We start from the raw sequence: 20,906 nt of genomic DNA, 5'->3' as shown, positions 1-20,906 counted from the left end.
GGGCGGGGCCGCCGCATCCCCTTGCGCCACAGCCGTTGCGGCCCCCGCCTTGCCCGCCTCCACCCCCGTGGGCGCGGCGGTGATCGTCGCGCTTTCCGGGAAATCGTTGCTATCGGGCGCTGCATGGCCGCGAATTCCCCGAAATCGCGACGATCTTGCGGCGGTGGTGGAGGTGCGGCGATGGAGGATGAGGGGGAGGTGGGCTAGTAGGACGGTGAGGGCGACGAGGTGGGCCAGGCCGGTGAGGGTGACGAAGATGGCGAGCAGGACCCAGCGCCGCGCTAGCAAGGCGAGCACCGTGGCGATGGCGAAGCAGATCGCGAAGGCGTAGGGTCGGGCCTCTTCGGCGTAGCGGCTGACGCTTGGAATGACAGCGAAAAGCGAGCCTGCGGTGAGGCCGACCCAGGGGTGGTAAAGGCGCGCGCCGAGCACCCCGGTGAGGCCGGCCGCGGTGGCCATGGCGATCAGCGACGGAAGGCGAAGCGCCACCACCGAATCGCCGAATATCGCGATCCAGCCGCGCATGAAAAGGTAATAAGGCGCGAGGACTATGTCCACTCGCGACAGAAGGTCACTCAGATCCCGCAGCGGAATCGTTGCGGCCCACCAGGTTGCGTGCTCGTCGCGCCAGGCCTGTCTGGTGATCCCGATCGCGCCGACTCCAAGCGCCAACAGGAACGGGATGACGAAGGTCACGCCTCGACGACCTCCTTGTACGCGGTCAGGGCATCGCTCATCGAACCGTCGACCGCCATGCCGCCGTCGTTGATGAACAGGCCACGGGTGCAGAATCGGGTCAGGTCGCTTTCGTTGTGGGACACCAAGACAAGCGTGCGGCCCTCGGCAAGGAGATGTTCCATGGTGTCGTAACACTTGGCCCTGAACTCCGCGTCGCCCACCGCCATCACCTCGTCCACCAACAGGATCGGGTGTGGCAGCTGGGCGATGACGGAGAAGCCGAGCCGCACCCGCATGCCGGAGGAGTAGTGGCGCACGGGCGCGTCGATGGAGCGGCGCACCTGATCGCCGGCGAACTCGACGATGTGGTCGAAGTTGCGCCGCAACTGCTCACGTGACATCCCGTGCAGCGCCCCGACCAGGTTCACGTTCTCGCGGCCGGTCAGGTCACTGGCGAAGCCGGCCGACAACTCCAGCAGTGGGGCCACTTTCCCGTCGAGGTGGATGCTGCCCTCATCGGGCATCAGCACCCCCGCGATCAATTTCAAGAGCGTGCTTTTCCCTGTACCGTTGCGCCCCACCACACCCACGGCCTCCCCCGCGGTGATGTCCAGGTCGACATCGCGTAGCGGCCAGAAGGTGCCGTGATTGGGGTTGCGTTTGGAGCCGTGGAAGAGGAGCTCGCGCAGGCGCAGGTTGCGCCTGCGCCCTTGGTGGAACTGGATTCCGAGCCCCCGCACGCGAATCACTACAGCTCCTTGAGAACCGCGGGCTCGAGTTGGCGGAAGACCCAGATTCCCAGCGCCAGTACGGCTAGCGTGCCGACCACCGCGGTGGTGAGCAGGGCCGTGGAGGGCCACTCATGCGGAAACCACGCGGAGTGGTAAAGCTGGAAGATGCCGACCATCGGATCGGCTAGGTAAAGCCGTTTCGCCCATCCGGGCAGCGCTTCGGACTCGTAGACCTTGTCCAGGGGATAGATGATTGGCGCTGCATAGAAGAGCACCCGGACGAAGAGCCGCACGAAGCGCTCGACATCGCGCAGCATCACCGTCACCGAGGAGAGCAGCAGCGAAATCCCAATCAGCAGAAGGAATTGCAGCGCGACAGCGAGCGGCAGCCCCACGAAGGTCCGCCAGGTCACCTCCCCGTTGAACAGATAGGCGGCGCCGAGCAGGATCGGTACCCCAGCGAGAAATTCAGCGAATCGCCCCAGCACCTTGCCGATCGGGAAGACCTGCCGCGGCAGGTTGATGGTGGTGACCAGACGCGACTGGGCGGTCAGCGCCGTCGTCGACTCGTTGATGGCGCTGTTGAACCAGGCCCAGGCGAAGATGCCGGAGATGATGAACATCGGGTAGGAGCCGCCGTCGACCAGCTGGGTGTCGAAGAGCAACCCGAAGATGAACCAGTAGATGACCGCCATGCTGAGCGGCTCGATCAGCGACCATAGATAGCCGAGAATGGATTGCTGATATTTCAGGGTGAGGTCGCGGTGCACCAGCACGCGCAGCACAGTGCGGTTATCCCACACCGCAGCGACACTGTGCCCCATAGGGCCAATCTACTAACACTCGATGACGTTTACGGCCAAACCGCCTCGCGAGGTCTCCTTGTACTTGACCTTCATGTCGGCGCCGGTCTCTCGCATGGTCTTGATGACCTTGTCGAGGGAGACGTGGTGCGTGCCGTCGCCGCGCAGCGCCATTCGCGCGGCGGTGATGGCTTTGATGCTGGCGACCGCGTTGCGCTCGATGCAGGGGATCTGCACTAGGCCGCCGACGGGATCGCAGGTCAGGCCAAGATTGTGCTCCATCGCGATCTCAGCGGCGTTCTCGACCTGTTCCGGGGTGCCGCCCATGACCTCGGCCAGACCGGCCGCCGCCATCGAGCAGGCCGAGCCGACCTCGCCCTGACAGCCCACTTCCGCGCCGGAGATGGAGGCGTTCTCTTTGAAGAGCACCCCGATCGCGGCCGCGGTCAGCAGGAAGCGCACCACCCCATCGGGGTTGGCGCCGGGCACGAAGCGCGTGTAGTAGTGCAGCACGGCCGGGATGATCCCGGCGGCCCCATTGGTCGGGGCGGTGACCACGCGCCCGCCGGCCGCGTTCTCCTCGTTGACCGCGAGCGCGAAGAGCGTCACCCAATCCATGACCCGCAACGGATCCGTGGTGAAGTGTTCCGACTCCAGCTGCTTCTTGATGACGGCCGCGCGGCGCGGCACCTTGAGCCCACCCGGAAGCGTCCCCTCGGTGTGCAGGCCGGTGTGAACACACTGCTGCATCACCTCCCAGATGTGCAGCAGACCCGCCCGCACCTCGGCCTCAGAGCGCCAGGACAGCTCGTTGGCCATCACGATGTCGCTGATCGGAAGCCCGTGCGCCAGCAGCTGGGCGCCGGTGAGGAACGGGTACCGCACCGGGGTGTCATCGGTCTTGAGGTGGCCCGTGTTTTCGTCGACCACGAACCCGCCGCCGACGGAGTAGTAAGTGCGCTCGCGGACCGGATTTCCTTCCCGGTCGAGCGCGGTGAAGGTCATGCCGTTGGGGTGGAACGGCAGCGTCCGGCGCTTGTGCATGATCAGCTCGACGTTCATCTGAGCGCGGATCTGGGCCACCCGTTGCGGGACGGTCGCAATGTCGACCGTTTCCGGCTCCTCGCCGCCGAGCCCGAGCAGCACCGCCTTCTCGCTGCCATGGCCGTGGCCGGTGGCGCCCAGCGAGCCGAAGAGCTCGGCGCGGATCAGCGCGGTATCGACCAGCCGCCCATCGGCCTTGAGCCCGGAGACGAAAATGTTGGCTGCACGCATCGGCCCCACCGTGTGCGAACTGGAGGGGCCGATCCCGATCTTGAAGAGGTCGAAGGCGCTGATCATCGCGTCAACCTTAGCTGAACGATGGTTAATTCGGATCTGGCACGAAAGTGACGATCACGTTCTCGTAGCCCAGCGAGTGCATGATCCCTTCCAGCGTTTTGCGGGTGTTCTCCTTCGCCCGCTCGCGCAACGTGCTGGCCGCGGCGGCGGACGCTATCCGTTGCTCGGCAACGAGGAGGGTTTCGCGCTGACGGTTCGGGTCGCCGCCGAAGAATTCACCGATCTTGTTGAACAGGCCCTGTGACTCCGCGAACACATAGCTGCGCTCGAGATCCAGCTTGGGGTCGGCGAGCTCGGGCTCGGGCAGCTCGACCGTGACCGTCTTGGTCGCCTCATCCACCTTGATCTTGTCTTCGGTCAGCCCGCTGAACTCCACGTAGGCCTCGACCGTGCCCGCGCCGACGAAGAGCGTGCGCTCATTGAGCAGCCAGTCGGGGACGTATTTGCGATCCTTCTTGAGATCGACGACGACCTCGAAGTTGCCCTCGGCGGCCACGAAGCGGGCCAGGTCACGGATGGACAGCAGCACGGGCGGCTGCGTCTTCACGGTGGTCTGCTCGGCGAACGGATTCTTGATCCACTCGGGGAGCAGTTTGCCCGGGTTGAAATAGAAAACTACGGCGCCAATTAACGCGATCACCACCAGAACGGCAAGGAAGCGACGGCCGCCCCGAGACCGCTCAACGTGCTCAATGCGCTGAGTGGGCTCGTTTGAGCTTTCCATCATCTTGGTCGGTTCGTCGGCCATTAGCTCCTCCTTGCAGACATCCACATCACCGTACGGCTAACGTGCACCCTGTGAATAGCGCTGTTTCTCCGTTCGAGTTGCTCCAGCTGGACGGCCTGTTGTCCGATGAGGAGCGGCAGATCCAAGCCGTGGTGCGCCAGCTGATGGATCGCCGTGTGCGCGGTGATGTCGGTCACTGGTACGACTCTGGCCATGCCCCGGTTCGCGATCTGGCAAACGAATTCGGAAAACTCGGACTTCTCGGCATGCATCTCACCGGATACGGCTGCGCCGGCTCCAGCGCGGTGGCCTACGGCCTGGCGTGCATGGAGCTGGAAGCCGCCGATTCGGGCGTGCGATCGCTGGTCAGCGTGCAGGGATCGCTGGCCATGTACGCGATCTGGCGCTACGGCACCGAGGAACAGAAACAGCAGTGGCTGCCCGGGATGGCGGCCGGTCAGCTCATCGGATGCTTCGGTCTGACCGAGCCCGATCACGGCTCCGACCCCGCGTCGATGGCCACCCGGGCCCGGCGCGACGGCGATGACTGGATCCTCCACGGCGGCAAGATGTGGATCACCAACGCGCCGCTCGCCGACGTCGCCGTGGTCTGGGCACGGGCCGAGGAGGGCGTGCGCGGGTTCCTCGTTCCAATGTCGACACCCGGCGTCACCGCCCGCGAGATCAAGCAGAAGCTCTCCCTGCGTGCCAGCTCCACCGGCGAGATCGTCCTCGACGAGGTGCGGCTGCCCGCTTCGGCCCAGCTGCCCGAGGCGCAGGGGCTCAAGGCGCCGCTGAGCTGCCTGACCGAGGCCCGCTACGGGATCGTGTGGGGATCGCTTGGCGCGGCAAGGGATTGCTTCGACACGGCGGTGGCCTATTCGCAGTCGCGGATTCAGTTCGGCAAGCCGATCGCGAGCTTCCAGCTGACCCAGGCGAAGCTGGCGAACATGGCGCTGGAGTTGCAGAAGGGCTTCCTGCTCGCGCTTCACCTCGGCCGCGCGGCCGATGACGGCCGCCTCACGCCGGAGATGGTCAGCGCGGGCAAGCTCAACAACGTCCGGGAGGCCATCAAGATCGCCCGCGAGTGCCGGACCATCTTGGGCGCCAACGGAATTTCGGGCGAGTATTCGGTCTTGCGGCATGCCAACAACCTGGAGAGCGTGCTCACCTATGAGGGCACGTCTGAGATCCATCAGTTGGTACTGGGCCAAAAGCTCACCGGCATCGCCGCCTTCAGCTGAGCACCAGCACCCGCACGTGGATCTGGTGGCGCTGCTGCAGCGCTGCGCGCAACGCGCGATGCAGCCCGTCTTCCAGGTACAGCTCGCCCTCCCACTCGACCACGTGCGGGAACAGGTCGCCGTAGAAGGTGGAATCGTTGGCCAGCACCCGATCGAGGCCCAGTTCCAGCTTGGTCGTAACAAGTTGGTCGAGACGTACCGCTCTGGGTGGAATGTCCGCCCACTGCTTCAAGGTGTAACCGTGCTCGGGGTAAGGACGCCCGTCCCGCACCGCCTTGAAGATCACGTTTCCCCCTCGCCTCAGTCTTCCGACAGACTAGTCCGCTGGTTCCATTGCCCGAAGTGCGCGACCTCGTCCAGGGGACGCCGGCCGCGCTTGGCGGAGCTGCGCAGGTCATCCGCGCGGCGGTAGCCCACGGAAACCACCCCCACCGGCGCGAACTCCTCAGGAACCCCGAAAGCGGCCTTGAACGTCTCGGTGTGGGCCGGCGGGATCCCGAAGAAACACGCGCCCAGCCCTTCATCGACCGCGGTCAACAGCATGAGCAGCGAGGCCATGCCGGTGTCGATGTCCCAGTAGGGTACCGGCCATCGATTCTCGTCACGGTCAGTCCAGCCCTTGTCCTGCTCGGCATAGCGCGCCAGGTAGGCCGATTTGTTGGACAGGGCAACGATGATCAGCGGTGCCGTTCTCATGTTCTCCAGCCACTTCCCGAGCGTCGGCTCCTCGGGCGTGGTCGCCGCCCAGAACCGGTCACGCTCGTCGGCTGTCTGCAGCACGAGGAAGGCCCAGCCCTGGGAGAACCCGGCCGAGGGGGCACGGGTGGCATGGCGCAGGAGGCGCTCCACGATCTCCGGCGGCACCGGCCGATCGGGGTCGTAATTGCGCACCATCTTGCGCTTGCGAACTACCTCCGCGAACTCCATGGTTTCTCCCCCGTTAGCCGGCGGCCGTGGTGCTGATGCCCCACGAGCCCTTCCAGTCGACTCCCGGCTCCAGCCGGATCAGGTCGCGGCCCGAGCGCAACGCGTCGGGCGGGCAGGTCATCGGCTCGATCGCGATCGCTCGGCGACGCCGATCCCCGCTGAGCGCGTCCCCGGTGTAGAGCTGCCACCACGGAAATGCGCTGTCGGCCCACACCTTCACACCGCGCCCATCCGGCGCGGTGATCGACACGTCGGCCAGGCCGTCGTCGTCACGCGCGATATCGCCAAACGCGGCGTTGACGCTGGATGAACCGATCCGGCGGGGGGTCGAATAGTCCCACTCCGTCCCCGGCACCCGCGCCGCGCCGATGGGCAGCAGCCTGCCGTCCACCAGCAACCGTATCCGCGCCTTGAGGCACAGCTCCAGCTCCGCCAGAGGCACCCCGTCCACCCGGACGTAGGGATGGGTGCCCATGCCGAAGGGCGCCGGGCGGTCGCTGTGGTTGGTCACCGTGTGCTCGACCCGCAGGCCTTCCTCGGCGAGCGAATATTTCGTGCGCTGCACCAGCCGCCACGGATAGCCCGGCGCGGGGTGCAGGACGTGCTCCATGGTGATGGAATCGTCGGTCTGCTCCACCGGATGCCAAGCCAGCCAGCGCACCAGGCCGTGGATCGCGTTGTGCAGGCTGGGCTCGTCCAGCGCGACCTGGTACTGCTCACCATCGAACTTGAACGATCCGTCGCGGAGTCGATTGGGCCACGGCGCGAGGATCTGCCCGGCCGCACCCGGCGCGATCTCGCTCTCGCCATATCCGTCGAGGACCTCATCGTCGCCGACCCTGTACCCCCGCAGACCTCCACCGACCTCGACCACGACTGCGGTCTGGTCTCCCCGGCTGATCGTCCACTGCGCGCCACTGGCTGTCACGCTCTGGGACATTATCGGAAAGTTCTACGGCGCGAGGCGTTCCACGACCCAACCCTCGCCTGACCTGCGATAACGTAGCCGGTCGTGCATACGGCTCGGCCGGCCCTGCCAGAACTCGACCGTCTCCGGCACCACGCGGAACCCACCCCAATGCGGCGGCGGCGGGATCTTGTCGTCGAAGTTGGCGGCGACCTCCGCATAAGCCTCGTCGAGCACCTTGCGGTTGGGCAGCACCTGCGACTGCGGGCTGGCCCACGCGCCGATCTGAGAGTCGCGCGGCCGCAGCCCGAAGTACGTCTCGGTCTCCAAGCGGCCAACCCGTTGCGCCACCCCGCAGACCACGACCTGCCGATGCATGACGAACCACGGGAAGACCAGGCTGATCGCAGGATTCGCGGCCAGCTCACGACCCTTGCGCGAGTCGTAGTTGGTAAAAAAGGTCAAGCCCCGCGCGTCGTAGTCCTTGAGCAGCACGGTGCGCGCGCTGGGCCGGCCGTCGGCGTCGGCCGTGGCCGCCACCATCGCATTGGGCTCGGGCAGGCCGAAGGCCACCGCCTCGGCGAACCAGCGTCCAAACTGGGTCGGCCAGTCCGGCGCGAGATCGGCTTCCAGAAGTGGCGCGGGCCTGTACTCCTGCCTCATTCTCGCCAGCTCGGCTGGTGTGCTCATCATCACGTCATCATCGTCGGGTACCCGGGCGAAGCGCAGAATGTCGGGTGTAGCACATTAGGGTGGCCTCGCCAACCGAGATATCGGCGGGCAAGATGTTGACGAAACTCTGTCGCAAAACGTTCGTTCATCTAAGGCATTAGCAAACAGGAGCGTTGAGATGTCCGACTTCAAGCCGGGCCTCGAGGGCGTAATCGCGTTCGAGTCCGAGATCGCCGAGCCTGACAAGGAAGGCGGCGCGCTGCGGTACAGGGGCGTTGACATCGAAGACCTTATCGGTCAGGTCTCCTTCGGCAACGTGTGGGCGCTTCTGGTCGACGGAAAGTTCGGCCCCGGCCTGCCGCCGGCCGAGCCCTTCCCGGTGCCGGTCCACTCCGGAGACATCCGCGTCGACGTGCAGTCCGCGGTCGCGATGCTCGCCCCCTACTGGGGTCTCGGCCAGCTGCTCGACATCTCCGATGAGCAGGCCCGCGAGGATCTCGCCCGGGTCTCGGTGACGGCTCTTTCCTTCGTCGCCCAGTCCGCGCGCGGCCTCGGCCTTCCCGCCGTGCCGCAGAAGGAGATCGACAAGGCTTCCACGATCGTCGAACGGTTCATGAAGCGATGGCGGGGCGAGCCCGATCCGCGGCACGTCAAGGCCGTAGATGCCTACTTCATCTCCGCCGCCGAGCACGGCATGAACGCCTCCACCTTCACCACCCGCGTGGTCGCCTCCACCGGGGCCGACACCGCGGCCTGCATCTCCTCCGGCATCGGCGCCCTTTCCGGCCCGCTGCACGGCGGCGCCCCATCGCGGGTGCTGCACATGATCGAGGGGGTCGAGCGGTCCGGCGACGCTGAGGGCTACGTCAAGGGCGTGCTCGACCGGGGCGAGCGGCTCATGGGCTTCGGTCACCGGGTTTACCGCGCCGAAGACCCGCGCGCCCGAGTACTGCGCCGCACCGCCAAGGAGCTGGGCGCCGGCCGGTACGAGGTCGCCGAGGCACTGGAGAAGGCCGCGCTCAAGGAGCTGCGCGAGCGCCGTCCCGACCGGGTGCTAGAGACCAACGTCGAGTTCTGGTCGGCGGTCGTGCTCGACTTCGCCGAGGTTCCGGCGCACATGTTCACCTCGATGTTCACCTGCGCCCGGGTGGCCGGCTGGTCCGCGCACATCCTGGAGCAGAAGAAGCTCAACCGCCTGGTCCGCCCGTCGGCCAAATACGTCGGTCCCGGCACCCGCAAACCCCACGAGGTCGAAGGCTGGGACTCAATCCCCCACGGCCAGTAGCAGCGCCGCGCCGGTGTCTGGACTGAGCGATCTTGAAGGCAAAGAGCCCGCCTTCAAGATCGGGAGGGAAGACGCCGGCTTTCCGGCGGCGCTGCCGCGCGTTGCTTCGCACGCGCCATGTTGCAGTGAGGACCATCACGGTCCAACCCGTGAGCTGAGTCGCATAGCGGTCATCCTCGTTCTGGAAGGATGGCCGCTATGCGCATTCCAGCCGAGCTTCTACCCGCCGATGGCCGCTTCTGCTGCGGTCCGTCGAAGGTCCGCCCTGCCGCCGTCGAGGCTCTGAGCGACGTAGCTCAGTCCCTCCTTGGCACCTCTCACCGTCAGAAGGCGGTCAAGGACCAGGTGGCGCGGTTGCGCTCCGGCATCTCTGCCTTCTTCGGCCTGCCCGAGGGCTACGAGGTGATCATCGGAAACGGTGGCACCACGGCCTTTTGGGAGGTGGCCGCGTTCTCGTTGATCCGCGACCGGGCTCAGTTCGCCACCTTCGGCGAGTTCGGCGCGAAGTTCGCCAAGGCGGTCAAGGACGCGCCGTTCCTGGGCACGCCGACCGTCCACAAAGGTGAGCCGGGCAGCGCTGCCTTCCTTTCGGCCGAGCAGGGCGTCGACTCCTACGGCATCCCCCAGAACGAGACCTCGACCGGCGTTGCGGTGCCCGTGCAGCGGGTGGCCGGTGCCGATGATGGTGCCCTGATGCTGCACGACGCCACGTCGGCGGCGGGCGGGCTCGCCGTTGACCTGACCCAGTCCGATGTGTACTACTTCGCGCCGCAGAAATGCTTCGCCTCCGATGGCGGGCTGTGGATCGCGCTGCTGTCGCCGGCCGCGATCGCGCGTGCCGAGGAGATCAAGTCCTCGGGCCGCTACATCCCCGCCTTCCTCGACCTGGTGACGGCGATCGAAAACTCGCGTCTGGAGCAGACGCTGAACACCCCGGCGCTCGCCACGATCTTCCTGGCTGCCGAGCAAACCGACTGGATGAACGCGCAGGGTGGCCTCGACTGGGCGGTCCGCCGCACGGCCGAGAGCGCCGAGATCCTTTACAGCTGGGCCGAGAAGTCGCCCACCGCGACGCCGTTCGTCACCGACCCGGGGCTGCGCTCCAATGTGGTCGCCACGATCGACTTCGCCGAAGGGATCGACGCCGCCAAGATCGCCAAGGTGTTGCGGGAGAACGGGATCGTCGATACCGAGCCCTACCGCAAACTCGGCAAGAACCAGCTGCGGATCGCCTTGTATCCAGCGATCGAACCCACTGACGTGCAGGCCCTGACCAGCTGCATTGATTACGTGGTCGAGCACCTCTGACATTGAACCAATACGGCGTGGCGGGGTGTCTTTCCGGACACCCGCCACGTACGGTGTCACGGAGGAACGTCATGCCGTGCCATCTCCCCCGCGCACGGCACAACCTTGGGGACGGAGGACAGCGTGCGGCCGGTTAGGTTCGTTGCTCTCTCCGAAGATGGCCAAGCCCTCGTCCTGGCCGACGAAGTGGGTCGGCTGCTCTCCCTGCCGATCGACGAGCGCGTATCCGTTGCCCTCGATCCCGAGCGGGCCGCCAGCCCCAACACGGTGACCATAGCCGCGGTCCCCTACGACGCTTCCAACAGCCTTTCCCCGCGCGACATCCAGGCGCGCATCCGTTCCGGCGAGAGCGCCGACGACGTGGCGCGCATCGCCGGCGTTCCGGTTGACCGCGTCCTGCGCTACGCGGGTCCGGTGCTGCAGGAGCGCGCCATGCTCGCTCAGCACGCCCGCCGCACCAGGCTCAAGAGCTCTGACAAGGGCGCCACCCTGGCCGACGTCGTCGATGGCCGCCTGGCCCAGCACGGCATCGACACCGAGAAGATCTCGTGGGACGCCTACCGCCGCGAAGACGGCACCTGGCGCGTGGTGGCGACCTGGCCCTCGGGCAAGGCCACCGCTCAGGCCGTGTGGGAGCTAGACCGCGGCCGCCAGCAGGTCTCACCGCACGATGACATGGCGCAATACCTGTGCGCCGAGCGCCCGACCCAGATCCTCGGGCAGGACCCGCACGCCGGCCAGGCACCGGTCGGCCGCAGCGGTCGCGACCTCGGTGGGCACGGCCTGCCCGCCGCCGCCGACACCGCTCGCCGTCCCAGCCGCGACCCGATCCGCGCCGGCCGCGACGCGCTCGTCGCCGCCCTCGACCGGCCGCTGGGCAGCGGCCCGGGCCGGGGCCTTGACGCGCCCAACGACACGCCCCGCCAGCGTCCGGCCGCGCACAGCGCTGTCGGAGGCGCCGGCAGCGCTTTCGATCACGACTCTGACGGGCCCAAAGAGGTTCCCGCGGTCCCCTCGCTGGCTGTGCTGCGCCCGCGTCGGCAGGCCACCGATCCCGCGGCCACCGGCCCCGGCGACAAGCCCCGCAAACGCCTCCCCAGCTGGGACGACGTCCTCTTCGGCGGTGCCCCCGCCGCCCGCGAGAGCTAATAGCTCAGCACGCTGCTTCATGCGCGCAATAGGGTACAACCATGGAGTTCACCACCCTTGGCCGTACCGGCCTCAGCGTCAGCAGGCTCTGTCTCGGCACCATGAACTTTGGTCCCAAAACCTCCGAAGCCGACAGCTTCGCGATCATGGATCGCGCCCTCGAGCATAAATTCAATTTCTTCGACACCGCCGACGTGTACGGATGGACGCTGGGCAAGGGCGTAACCGAGCAGATCATCGGCCGCTGGTTCGCCCAGGGCGAGGGCCGCCGCGACAAGGTCGTGCTGGCCACGAAGGTCTACGGACGGATGGGCGAGTGGCCCAACGATCAGGGTTTGTCCGCCCGCCACATCATCAAGGGTTGCGAAGACTCGTTGCGGCGCTTGCAAACCGACTGGATCGACCTGTACCAGATGCACCACATCGACCGGAAGACGCCGTGGGACGAGATCTGGCAGGCCATGGAGATCCTCGTCAGCTCGGGCAAGGTTCGCTATGTGGGCTCGTCCAACTTCGCCGGCTGGCACCTGGCCGCCGCTCAGGAGGCGGCCCGTTCGCGTCACTTCCTTGGCCTCGTCTCCGAGCAGTGCATCTACAACCTGATGACGCGCTATGTGGAGCTTGAGGTGATCCCGGCCGCGCAGCACAACGGGATCGGGATCATTCCCTGGTCCCCGCTGCACGGCGGCCTGCTGAGCGGGGCCATCCGCAAGCTCAAGGAGGGCACGGGTGGCCGGGTGGCCGACGAGGGTGGCCGTTCCCAGGAAGGTCTTAACAAGCACCGGGAAACCATCGAGGCCTACGAGAAGCTCTGCGAGTCGATGGAGGTCGACCCGGCTGACATGGCCGTCGCCTGGCTGCTCAACCGGCCCGGCGTCACCGCGCCGATCATCGGCCCGCGCACCATGGAACAGCTCGACGGCTCGCTCCGCGCCTTCGACGTGACCTTCGACGACGAGCTTCTCTCCAAATTGGATGAATTGTTCCCGCCGGTGGGCAACGGTGGTGCCGGCCCGGAGGCGTGGGCCTGGTAGCCAGCGTCACTGGTTCGTGAGCAATCCTCGATTGTGGCTTGAGCGCCCAGCGCGACGGTAAGGCCCATGACCACAAAGACTCATATCGCTATCTCTGTGGCCCTGCAAAACACCGGCCAGGCGACGCGAGCGCTCGAGCTGGCTAAAGGCTTGCAGGACAACACGCCGACCGGACACGAGATCATCATCACGTTCCTGTCACACGGCAGCTGGTTCGAGCCATACATCCGTGAGGCTGGATTCGACATCATTCGCGTGCAGCCCGAGGTCGAAGGCCGCAGCACCGACGACGACATGGGGTTTGATCCCCCTGAGCTCGTCGGTTCTGTGGCCATCGCCAGCGCCTTCATCGAGGGCCAGCGGCAGGCGTTGCGACAGATCCAACCCGACCTGGTGCTGCACAGCTTCTGGCAGGTGGGAAGCATCGCCGCCAAGCTCGAAGGCATCCCGACAATCAGCTTCCTCCCGGTACCACCGACTGTGGTCGAGGACGGCTTGCACAAGTCACGACTGGGCCTGGTGAAGCAGCACCGCCTCATCCAAGCGATCATCGACGCTGGCTGGCAGGGGGAACCGCCGACCACGATCTACGAGATGATCACCGCGAACTTGACGATCATCAACGACCTGCCCGAGTTCTACCAAGGCATCGACCTGCCCGAGAACACCATCATCACGGGTCCGCTTTTCTCGAAGGGTACCTACGGAAGCGCCCCGGACCGGAACCTGCTCAACATCCTCACCTCGGACGACGGCCGGCCCAAGATTCTGCTGACGATGGGTAGCTCGGGCACCAAGCAGGCGCTCATCGAAGCCGCGCGCGCCGTCACCACCATCGCGGCCGGCGACTGGAACTCGATCATCATCGCCTCTCCCGCGATCATCGATATCGAGGAGCTGCGCCAGATCACGGCCGGCAACCCGTCGGTCTACATCACCGACGCGTTCACGCCCATCCTGCCCGTCGCCGAACTGGCCGATGTCGTGATCAGCCACGGCGGCCAGGCCACCATCCAGACCTGCCTGGCCGGGGCAACGCCGATCCTGGGTGTGGCGATGCAAATGGAGCAGCAGATCAACCTGGACAACCTGTCCCGGCTGGGCGCGGGCATCCGCATCCCCTCCGACCAATGGCGGGCCGCCAACATCCAGGAAGCCATCCGCACCATCCTCAAGGACCCCAGCTACGAACTGCGGGCACAGGAAATCGCCCACTGGATCCACACCCACTCGGGTCAGCGGCAAGCCGCCGAGGCGATCTGGCAGCACATCCAAGCCGGTCTGCCGATCACCACGGCACGCGCCACCATCACCGCGGACATCACCCAGGAGCGCTAGACACGGGCCATGCCCCCAGCCGACTGTATTCAGGGTGGGGGCCCAGCTCGCTGCGCACCAGCACGAACTCGCTCACCGGCCAGCTCGGCCCCTGATACGCCTTCAACAGCGCCATATCCTCATTGGACAGACCCGCAGCCGACCGGGCGATCGTCAGGTGCGGCCGGAACCGCTTGTCGTCAGAGGGAACCCGCACGGCCCGCAGCTCCCGCCGCACAGCCCGGCTGAGCCGAGTCAGCCCCTCCGCGTCGCCGCTCACCCCCGCCCAAACCACCTGCCCAAACCGCCCTCCCGAAGCCATACTCACCCCGCCCACCGCCACCCGAACCCGCCCCAACGCCCCCCACACCACTTGCGCCCCAACCACTCCCCGCGCCGCACCCTCACCCCGCGCCACATCCTCACCCCGCGCCGCATCCTCACCCCGCGCCGCACCTTCACCGCGCGACGCACCTTCACCCCGCGCCGCACCCGCACCTTCGGCCCGCGCCGCACCTTCGGCCCGCGCCGCACCCTCACCCCGCGCCGGGCCGGGTGCCGGGGTGGGCAGGGTCAGGGGGACGTCGCCGAGGAAGGCGAGGGTGATGTGCCAGCGGTCGGGTGGGATGACGCGGCGGGTGAGGTTGAGCTGGGCGACCGTCGCGGCTAGATGCTCCAAGGCTTCCGGCGGCGGGAAGATGGCTACGAACAGCCGCATTTACTTGTCGCGCAGGTGAAGGCCGGCGTCGGTGAGCGCTCCCTCGACGCGCAGGCGCTCGATTTCGAGGTCGAGGCCGGAGACCTCGCCCAAATGCTCGGAGATGCCCAGGCAGCGGCAGGCCGCCGCGAGCGCCTCGTCGTATTCGGCGTCTTGTCGCGGCACCGCTCGCAACCAGGCGACAACCTCTTCGAAGGAAAGCTCCGCGGCCGGGACCGCCGGCAAGGGAAGCCATGCGGGGGCGAAGCCCGCGGCGTTGAGCCGCTGGACGGCGAACTGGGCCACCGACTCGCGCGCGGAGCTGAGCACGTCGGAGGCGACCCGCGCCGCGTTGGCCCACGGCGGGCCGGCCGGCGGAGCCGGCGCGAAGGCGCGCTCCAGCCGATCGAGGGTGCGCTGCTCCTGCCACGACTCACGGGCGTGCTCGGCCCGTTGGCGCACGGAGTCGACCACCTCATCGGCACAGATGGCCGCGGCTATCGCGGCGGGCATGCTAAGCAGCGCGATCACACCAAGCGTGATCGGAAGAGCGCTGTCTGCGGCCACGGCCCCCACCCTACTGCGTTGCCACGCGAAGCAACTCCTGCATTTGCCTCACCTTGGCCGAATCCCCTGCCAACTGCACGGCGGAGTCGTCGGCACGCCGCCACAACCACCGCAGCACCGCTTCGGCCGAGCCGCTGACGTCGCCGTCACCGATTTCGGTTCCCTCGTCGCTGATGGAAACTCCAGAGCTGTTCCACGAAACCAGCCACCGGTCGATGACCAGCACCGAACCGTCGCCTTTGGACAATTCGGCAGTGAACTTGTCGGGCCATCGGCGGCTGGCCCAGGCGAGCATGATCCTCAGCACCTCGTCTATGCCGTCGAGGGCTAGATCAGCCGGAATCGGCTCACTTGGCACACCCATTGCCAGCTCGGCATCGATGCGATGGATCACGGTCTCCTGTGCCATTCTGCGCCGCCAGAAACCCACCGTCTGATCCGGCTCGAACCAGGTGGCCGCCGCCGATTCTCCAGCGCGAGCAACGAACTCGGCCGACATCTCGGCATAGCCCCGCTGCAGCAGCTGGCTCGGGGTTTCGCCGGTCGGCGCCGGCGGCCACGGCCTGGGCATGGCGTTCAACCGCATGACCGCCGCCTTGTGGAGATAGACGTGCGCGACGTGGTTGACGAGATCGTCGACCGTCCACTCCGGACAGGTGGGCACCCGGGCGGTGAGATCGCCGGAAGTAACCTGCACCAGCCGGCGATAGTCAGCCTCCAGAACGGTCAAGTAATCCATAGCCGCATCACATCACGCCACAGTGACACTTTCAGCCTGGATTACCCGCAACCGCGGCCGCGGGCGCACCTGCAGGGAGAGCTTTTCTCCCGCGTGGCGAAGCTGCCAGATCAACGCGCTGACGCCGGCCGCTAGGGAGATCGAGCCGCCGAACCAGATGCAGGCCTGGGCGCCGAAGTGCTCGGCTATGAAGCTTGCGATCATGGCGCCGACTGGCGCCGTACCCATAAAAATCAAAACGAACAAAGCCATGACCCGGCCCCGATAGGCGGAGTCGACGCCGAGCTGGATCCGCTGATTGGCCGCCTGGCCGAGGAAGACCGTGCTGAACCCGGTCGGGACAAGGAGAAGCAGCACGAGCCAGACCGAGTCCGACATCCCCACCGCGATGGCGAACACACCAAAGCAGATGGCAGCGCCCAAGAACAGGTACACCGAGGGGCGGCTCTTGCGCGCCGTCCCGGCCAGCGCGCCGCACAGCGCACCGACCGCCAGAGCGGTGTTGAAAAGCCCGAAGGTCGCCGCCGAGGTGTTGAAGACGGTCTTTGCCAGCAACGCCAGGGTGAGCTGGAAGTTGTAGCCGAACATGGCGATCACCGCGATCGTCACCATCGGCAGCAGCAGATCGTGGCGGTGCCGGACGTAGCGGATCCCGTCAGCGATCTTCGCCTCAATCTCGCCGGCGGGTACCAAGGCCTTCCGGTGCAGCGCATCAGGGTTGATCTGGATCTGCATGATCACGGGCGCGATCGCCATCAGGGTGCTGATGAGAAACACGGGACCAGTGCCGAAGACGGAGATCGCCACCCCGGCGAGAGCGGGACCGGTGATCCGAGCGGTCTGGAAGGTGGCCGCGGACAGCGAGAGGGCATTGGGCAGCAGTGGTTTTCCGACCAGCTCGGAGACAAACGACTGGCGCACCGGGGTTTCGACGGCTTGGGCGATGCCCAGCATCAGCGCGAAGACCATGATCATCCACATCTGGATGACCCCGGTCGCCACCAGGATGGCTTGGATGATGGCCAAGACGGCCCAGGCGCCGTTGGAAATGACCAGCAGCTTGCGCTTGTCGAACCGGTCGGCCAGCGAGCCCGCGTAAAGGGTGAGGGCCAGCACCGGAACGAACTGGGCGGCGGTCACCAGACCTAGCGCGGTGGGTGAGTTGTCGGTCAGCTCCAGGACAAGCCAGTCCTGGGCGATATACATCATCCAGACACCGATCAGCTTGATCAGCTGACCACTTGCGAAAAGCCGATAGTTGCGGACCGTCAGGGATCGGAACGTGGTGCTTAGTCGCGCCCGCACGCTTGTTGCGCCTCCTAGCTAGCTTGCCTATGCCCGGGCGAGACCCTCCAAGATGGAGGCTGCCCGGGCGACCGTGTCGCGTTCGTCGGGCGTCAGATTTGCGAGCTTGGCGGCAAGCCATTCGTCTCGCACCCGCTGGTACGAGTCGATCACTTCGAGCCCTTCGGCCGTCGGCGCGAGCAGGACCTGCCTGCCGTCGGTCGGATGCGGGCTGCGCTGGACCAAACCGCGCTCCTCTAGCTTCGCCACGATTTTCGTCATTGTGGGCGGCTGCACTCGTTCGGCGTCGGAGAGCTCACGGGGGGTGAGCGCGCCACCGATGCGAAGGCTGGTGAGGGCGGAGAGCTGGGTCACGGTGAGGTCGCCGAGCGGGCGCTCCTGACGCAAGCGACGATTGAGCCGGGTGATGGCGTCCCGCAGGCGCACCGTCAGTTGTTCGGGCGTCATGCTCACCACCATCACCACCTGCCCTATCACGATCCTTAGGCTAGCTAATTAGCCGTGCTAATTTCCAGTTCATTCAAACATGATCTCGGTCACGCCACGCAGGAAATACAGCACAAACAGGCCCGCCACCACCCAAAGCAGCGGGTGCACCTCCCGCGCCTTGCCGCGAACCAGTTTGATCAGAGCGTACGAGATCATGCCCGCCCCGATCCCATTGGAGATGGAGTAAGTGAACGGCATAAGCACGATCGTGAGAAATGCCGGTATCGCGATCTCGTAGTCGCTCCAGTCGATGTTCCGGATTCCGGTGACCATGAGGAACCCGACCACGACCAGCGCGGTGGCCGCCGCCTCCAGTGGCACGATCGTCACCAGCGGCGCAAGGAACATCGCCAGCAGGAACAGCCCTCCCGTGACGAGGTTGGCCACACCCGTTCGGGCGCCTTCGCCCACGCCCGCGGCGCTCTCAATGTATGAGGTGTTGCTGGAGGTGCTCGCCGCACCACCGGCCGCCGCCGCGATCGAGTCGACCAACAGGATCTCCCTTGCCCGCGGCACCGAACCTTCCTCGGTCACCAGCCCGGCCTCCTGACCGACCGCGACCATCGTGCCCATGCTGTCGAAGAAATCGGTCAGGAGCAATGTGAAGACGAACATCGCGCAGACCACCGCGCCCGCGACCTGCCACGAGTGAAAGAGATTGAACTTGCCGAGCAGCGAAAGGTCGGGGACGTCTATCCACTTTTGGGGGACCTTGGGGACGTTGAGGCTCCAACCCGTCTTCGAGCTGCCGAGCGAGGCGATCGCCTCCACCACGACGGCCAGCGCGGTGGTGGTGATGATCCCGATGAGGATCGCGCCACGTACCTTGCGCACCAGCAACACGATCGTGAAGAGCAAACCCAGCACAAAGACCAGACCCGGCCAGGTCACGATCTTTCCGCCGAGGCCGAGACCGATCGGGGGGCTTGGCTGGGCCGTCGAGCGTACGAAGCCCGCGTCGACGAAACCGATCAGGGCCAGGAAGAGTCCAATGCCGACACCGATGGCGGTCTTCATCTGCATCGGGACGCTTTCGAAGATCGCCTTGCGCAGGCCGGTCAGCACCAGGACCGTGATGATCAAACCTTCGATCACCACCAGGCCCATCGCGTCGGCCCACGTCATCTTGGGCGCGATCTCAAACGCCACCAGCGCGTTGACCCCCAGGCCGGCCGCGAGCGCGAGCGGAAACCGGCCGACTACACCCATCAGGATCGTCATCAGCCCGGCCACCAACGCCGTGCCCGCCGCCACGGCCGCCATCGGCAGCTTCTGCCCATCCATGTCGGGGGAAGCGCCGAGGATGAGCGGATTCAGTACCACGATGTAGGCCATCGTGAAGAAGGTGGCCAGGCCACCACGCACTTCGCGGGACATCGTTGACCCGCGCGCCGAAATCTCGAAGAAACGGTCAAGTGTGCTCATGGGCCGCATGATGTCAGATGGTCAAGGCGGGTGGTAACTACTGCCAGCGATGAGGAAGAATGGGTTCCGTGACCAGGATCGCCACCCGTTCTTCATCCGCCCGCGCGGGCGCCGCCAAGCTCGATCAGGTTTGCGCTGCCGCTGTGGACATTGCCCGTGAGGCGATCACCGAGGACAGCTCGCACGTTGGCGCGCACCTCAACGCCACCGCCGAGGGCGACCGCGTGGTCACCCACTATTTCGCCTGTGACATGCCCGGATACCGCGGATGGCAGTGGGCCGTCACGGTGACCCGGGTGCCTCGCAGCAAGCACGTGACGATCTGCGACACCGTGCTGCTGCCCGGCTCCGAGGCACTGCTCGCCCCGGGCTGGGTTCCCTGGCACGAGCGGCTGCACCCCGGCGACCTGGGCGTCGGCGACCTGCTTCCCACTCCGGCGGAGGATGACCGGCTCACTCCGGGTTACATGCTCGCCGGTGACGAAGCTGTCGACGAGGTCGCCTGGGAGCTTGGCCTCGGCCGGCCCCGCGTCATGTCGCCGCTTGGCCGCTCCGAGGCGGCGGAGCGCTGGTACGAGGGCGACCACGGCCCCGACGCCCCGATCTCGGCGGCCGCGCCACGCGCCGCGCGCTGTGTCTCCTGCGGCTTCTACCTCAAGCTCGCGGGTTCACTGGGCACCCTCTTCGGCGTCTGTGCCAACGTTTATACGCCAGACGACGGCCGTGTCGTCTCCCGCGACCACGGCTGCGGAGGCCACTCCGAGATCCTCATTGAGGAGACCGCGATCCCCGCGCCGCCCACGGTCTACGACGACAGTGAGGTCGACAGCATCTGAGTCGCCTTGGTCAGCGCTTCCAACGCGTCCTTGATGCGCCACGCGTCGCGGTCCCTTGGCCCGACCGTGTTGGAGATTGTCCTTAGTTCCGCGAAGGCGACTTGGGCCTGCGCCGCCGCGCACGCCACCCCGTAGCCCTCCATCGACTCCGCGACGGCCGCCGGATACCTTTCGACAAGCCCCGCCAACCGCGCCGCCGTGCCGGTCACCGTGTTCATCGTGAGGACGTCCCCGACCACGGCCTCCGGCAGCGCCTCTCGCAACGAGGTCAGCAGTTTCTGATCGGCCTTGTAGACGGTGGTGCCGAAGCCAAGCTCGTCCAGCGCGATAAACCCCTCCGCCGAATCCGCCCCAAGATCGCCCGCAATAGCATGTGCCGCAAGCACTGTGGCCCCCAGCGGCACCCCGATGCCGCCCCCGATCCCGGCCGAGATCACCCCGCGGTACCGCCCGTCAGCCAGCGTCAGCAGCTTCGCCGTCCCCGCCGCGGCCGCCGCCATCCCCACCCCGACCGGCACCACAGCGATCGACGAATCCGGTGCCAGCCCCTTGAGCACAGCCTCAGCCTCGGCAGCCACCGCCGTCACGATCAACAACCCCATGCCCACACCCTAGTGGCATCAACTAACCCCAAAATCTCCCTTTGCGCCGCGCCGTCGTGGTCCCTCACCGCAAGCTCCCGCGCGGCAACGCCACCTGCGTGCTTGGCCGCCCCCGGCGGCTGC

The 20,906-nt window shown here is 66.5% G+C and carries 22 protein-coding genes and 1 pseudogene; 7 read left to right on the top strand and 16 right to left on the bottom strand.

What is annotated here, in order from left to right; translation table 11 throughout:
• The 5 genes and pseudogenes from Rhe02_RS47075 to Rhe02_RS47055 form a co-directional block, all read right to left on the bottom strand.
• A pseudogene (locus tag Rhe02_RS47075) lies at positions 1–696 on the bottom strand (glycosyltransferase family 39 protein); the annotation flags it as partial.
• Positions 693–1,427: an ABC transporter ATP-binding protein gene (locus Rhe02_RS47070; protein ID WP_203915095.1), complete on the bottom strand. Its 735-nt coding sequence runs from the start codon at positions 1,425–1,427 to the stop codon at positions 693–695. The gene Rhe02_RS47070 and the pseudogene Rhe02_RS47075, both read right to left, overlap by 4 nt.
• Positions 1,427–2,233: an ABC transporter permease gene (locus Rhe02_RS47065; protein WP_203915094.1), complete on the bottom strand. Its 807-nt coding sequence runs from the start codon at positions 2,231–2,233 to the stop codon at positions 1,427–1,429. Before Rhe02_RS47065 ends, Rhe02_RS47070 begins: the two co-directional genes overlap by 1 nt.
• A 12-nt stretch (positions 2,234–2,245) precedes the next feature.
• Complete coding sequence (locus Rhe02_RS47060) at positions 2,246–3,553, bottom strand: L-serine ammonia-lyase (RefSeq protein WP_203915093.1); 1,308 nt, start codon at positions 3,551–3,553, stop codon at positions 2,246–2,248.
• A gap of 25 nt (positions 3,554–3,578) precedes the next feature.
• A complete protein-coding gene (locus Rhe02_RS47055) occupies positions 3,579–4,301 on the bottom strand; it encodes a DUF4230 domain-containing protein (RefSeq protein ID WP_203915092.1) in 723 nt (240 codons plus the stop codon).
• Between the two features lie 50 nt (positions 4,302–4,351).
• Between Rhe02_RS47055 and Rhe02_RS47050 the strand changes: the two genes are divergently transcribed.
• Positions 4,352–5,524, top strand: a complete 1,173-nt coding sequence (locus Rhe02_RS47050; protein WP_203915091.1) for an acyl-CoA dehydrogenase family protein — start codon at positions 4,352–4,354, stop codon at positions 5,522–5,524.
• On the opposite strand, the gene Rhe02_RS47045 is transcribed toward Rhe02_RS47050, so the two are convergent.
• Genes Rhe02_RS47045 through pdxH form a run of 4 tightly spaced genes read right to left on the bottom strand, consistent with a single transcriptional unit; the run spans position 5,517 to position 8,051 of the window.
• Positions 5,517–5,810, bottom strand: coding sequence for a type II toxin-antitoxin system VapB family antitoxin (locus tag Rhe02_RS47045; RefSeq protein ID WP_203915090.1), 294 nt, complete (start codon positions 5,808–5,810; stop codon positions 5,517–5,519). The genes Rhe02_RS47050 and Rhe02_RS47045 overlap by 8 nt on opposite strands.
• A gap of 14 nt (positions 5,811–5,824) precedes the next feature.
• Positions 5,825–6,451, bottom strand: coding sequence for a nitroreductase family protein (locus Rhe02_RS47040; RefSeq protein ID WP_203915089.1), 627 nt, complete (start codon positions 6,449–6,451; stop codon positions 5,825–5,827).
• A 13-nt stretch (positions 6,452–6,464) separates the two neighbouring features.
• Entirely contained in the window at positions 6,465–7,379 is a 915-nt protein-coding gene (locus Rhe02_RS47035) for an aldose 1-epimerase family protein (RefSeq protein ID WP_373320805.1), read from the bottom strand.
• A 24-nt stretch (positions 7,380–7,403) separates the two neighbouring features.
• A complete protein-coding gene (gene pdxH / locus Rhe02_RS47030) occupies positions 7,404–8,051 on the bottom strand; it encodes a pyridoxamine 5'-phosphate oxidase (RefSeq protein WP_239124530.1) in 648 nt (215 codons plus the stop codon).
• Between the two features lie 157 nt (positions 8,052–8,208).
• Here pdxH and Rhe02_RS47025 point away from each other — a divergent pair, with 157 nt between their 5' ends.
• The 5 genes from Rhe02_RS47025 (at position 8,209) to Rhe02_RS47005 (ending at position 14,144) form a co-directional block, all read left to right on the top strand.
• Complete coding sequence (locus Rhe02_RS47025) at positions 8,209–9,315, top strand: citrate synthase 2 (protein ID WP_203915087.1); 1,107 nt, start codon at positions 8,209–8,211, stop codon at positions 9,313–9,315.
• Positions 9,316–9,513: 198 nt separating this feature from the next.
• On the top strand, positions 9,514–10,623 hold the full coding sequence (serC, locus tag Rhe02_RS47020) for a phosphoserine transaminase (protein WP_373320804.1): 1,110 nt from the start codon (positions 9,514–9,516) through the stop codon (positions 10,621–10,623).
• A 123-nt stretch (positions 10,624–10,746) separates the two neighbouring features.
• Positions 10,747–11,772 (top strand): septation protein SepH, encoded by a 1,026-nt coding sequence (sepH, locus tag Rhe02_RS47015; protein ID WP_203915085.1) that lies wholly within the window; start codon positions 10,747–10,749, stop codon positions 11,770–11,772.
• Between the two features lie 41 nt (positions 11,773–11,813).
• Positions 11,814–12,806 carry an aldo/keto reductase gene (locus Rhe02_RS47010; RefSeq protein ID WP_203915084.1) on the top strand — a complete coding sequence of 331 codons (993 nt, stop codon included), beginning with the start codon at positions 11,814–11,816 and terminating at the stop codon, positions 12,804–12,806.
• Between the two features lie 66 nt (positions 12,807–12,872).
• Entirely contained in the window at positions 12,873–14,144 is a 1,272-nt protein-coding gene (locus Rhe02_RS47005; RefSeq protein ID WP_203915083.1) for a glycosyltransferase, read from the top strand.
• Here Rhe02_RS47005 and Rhe02_RS47000 read toward each other — a convergent pair.
• The 6 genes from Rhe02_RS47000 to Rhe02_RS46975 all read right to left on the bottom strand — a co-directional run bounded on the left by Rhe02_RS47000 (position 14,128) and on the right by Rhe02_RS46975 (position 19,354).
• Positions 14,128–14,841 (bottom strand): 2'-5' RNA ligase family protein, encoded by a 714-nt coding sequence (locus tag Rhe02_RS47000; protein WP_203915082.1) that lies wholly within the window; start codon positions 14,839–14,841, stop codon positions 14,128–14,130. The genes Rhe02_RS47005 and Rhe02_RS47000 overlap by 17 nt on opposite strands.
• Positions 14,842–15,387: a hypothetical protein gene (locus Rhe02_RS46995; RefSeq protein ID WP_203915081.1), complete on the bottom strand. Its 546-nt coding sequence runs from the start codon at positions 15,385–15,387 to the stop codon at positions 14,842–14,844.
• A 10-nt stretch (positions 15,388–15,397) separates the two neighbouring features.
• Positions 15,398–16,126, bottom strand: coding sequence for a maleylpyruvate isomerase family mycothiol-dependent enzyme (locus Rhe02_RS46990; protein ID WP_203915080.1), 729 nt, complete (start codon positions 16,124–16,126; stop codon positions 15,398–15,400).
• 12 nt (positions 16,127–16,138) lie between these two features.
• Positions 16,139–17,431 carry an MFS transporter gene (locus tag Rhe02_RS46985; protein ID WP_203915079.1) on the bottom strand — a complete coding sequence of 431 codons (1,293 nt, stop codon included), beginning with the start codon at positions 17,429–17,431 and terminating at the stop codon, positions 16,139–16,141.
• A 27-nt stretch (positions 17,432–17,458) separates the two neighbouring features.
• Positions 17,459–17,878, bottom strand: a complete 420-nt coding sequence (locus Rhe02_RS46980; RefSeq protein ID WP_203915097.1) for a MarR family winged helix-turn-helix transcriptional regulator — start codon at positions 17,876–17,878, stop codon at positions 17,459–17,461.
• Between the two features lie 69 nt (positions 17,879–17,947).
• The gene (locus Rhe02_RS46975) at positions 17,948–19,354 is read right to left on the bottom strand and encodes an NCS2 family permease (protein ID WP_203915078.1); all 1,407 of its coding nucleotides are present in this window, start codon (positions 19,352–19,354) and stop codon (positions 17,948–17,950) included.
• A gap of 50 nt (positions 19,355–19,404) precedes the next feature.
• Here Rhe02_RS46975 and Rhe02_RS46970 point away from each other — a divergent pair, with 50 nt between their 5' ends.
• Complete coding sequence (locus Rhe02_RS46970) at positions 19,405–20,181, top strand: DUF3027 domain-containing protein (protein ID WP_203915077.1); 777 nt, start codon at positions 19,405–19,407, stop codon at positions 20,179–20,181.
• Here Rhe02_RS46970 and Rhe02_RS46965 read toward each other — a convergent pair.
• A complete protein-coding gene (locus Rhe02_RS46965; RefSeq protein ID WP_203915076.1) occupies positions 20,151–20,783 on the bottom strand; it encodes a futalosine hydrolase in 633 nt (210 codons plus the stop codon). The genes Rhe02_RS46970 and Rhe02_RS46965 overlap by 31 nt on opposite strands.
• Between the last annotated feature and the right edge of the window lie 123 nt (positions 20,784–20,906).

It is taken from the genome of Rhizocola hellebori, from assembly GCF_016862955.1.
Lineage (GTDB): Bacteria > Actinomycetota > Actinomycetes > Mycobacteriales > Micromonosporaceae > Rhizocola > Rhizocola hellebori.
The sequence above is the reverse complement of the archived record's forward strand: the minus strand, read 5'-3'. Positions and strand labels throughout refer to the sequence as shown.

Coding starts and splice junctions, on each gene's coding strand:
- Rhe02_RS47065 (WP_203915094.1), bottom strand. CDS start 2,233: ATGGGGCACAGTGTCGCTGCGGTGTGGGATAACCGCACTGTGCTGCGC.
- Rhe02_RS47060 (WP_203915093.1), bottom strand. CDS start 3,553: ATGATCAGCGCCTTCGACCTCTTCAAGATCGGGATCGGCCCCTCCAGT.
- Rhe02_RS47055 (WP_203915092.1), bottom strand. CDS start 4,301: ATGGCCGACGAACCGACCAAGATGATGGAAAGCTCAAACGAGCCCACT.
- Rhe02_RS47040 (WP_203915089.1), bottom strand. CDS start 6,451: ATGGAGTTCGCGGAGGTAGTTCGCAAGCGCAAGATGGTGCGCAATTAC.
- pdxH (WP_239124530.1), bottom strand. CDS start 8,051: ATGATGAGCACACCAGCCGAGCTGGCGAGAATGAGGCAGGAGTACAGG.
- Rhe02_RS47025 (WP_203915087.1), top strand. CDS start 8,209: ATGTCCGACTTCAAGCCGGGCCTCGAGGGCGTAATCGCGTTCGAGTCC.
- serC (WP_373320804.1), top strand. CDS start 9,514: ATGCGCATTCCAGCCGAGCTTCTACCCGCCGATGGCCGCTTCTGCTGC.
- Rhe02_RS47010 (WP_203915084.1), top strand. CDS start 11,814: ATGGAGTTCACCACCCTTGGCCGTACCGGCCTCAGCGTCAGCAGGCTC.
- Rhe02_RS47005 (WP_203915083.1), top strand. CDS start 12,873: ATGACCACAAAGACTCATATCGCTATCTCTGTGGCCCTGCAAAACACC.
- Rhe02_RS47000 (WP_203915082.1), bottom strand. CDS start 14,841: ATGCGGCTGTTCGTAGCCATCTTCCCGCCGCCGGAAGCCTTGGAGCAT.
- Rhe02_RS46990 (WP_203915080.1), bottom strand. CDS start 16,126: ATGGATTACTTGACCGTTCTGGAGGCTGACTATCGCCGGCTGGTGCAG.
- Rhe02_RS46980 (WP_203915097.1), bottom strand. CDS start 17,878: ATGACGCCCGAACAACTGACGGTGCGCCTGCGGGACGCCATCACCCGG.
- Rhe02_RS46975 (WP_203915078.1), bottom strand. CDS start 19,354: ATGCGGCCCATGAGCACACTTGACCGTTTCTTCGAGATTTCGGCGCGC.
- Rhe02_RS46970 (WP_203915077.1), top strand. CDS start 19,405: ATGGGTTCCGTGACCAGGATCGCCACCCGTTCTTCATCCGCCCGCGCG.
- Rhe02_RS46965 (WP_203915076.1), bottom strand. CDS start 20,783: ATGGGGTTGTTGATCGTGACGGCGGTGGCTGCCGAGGCTGAGGCTGTG.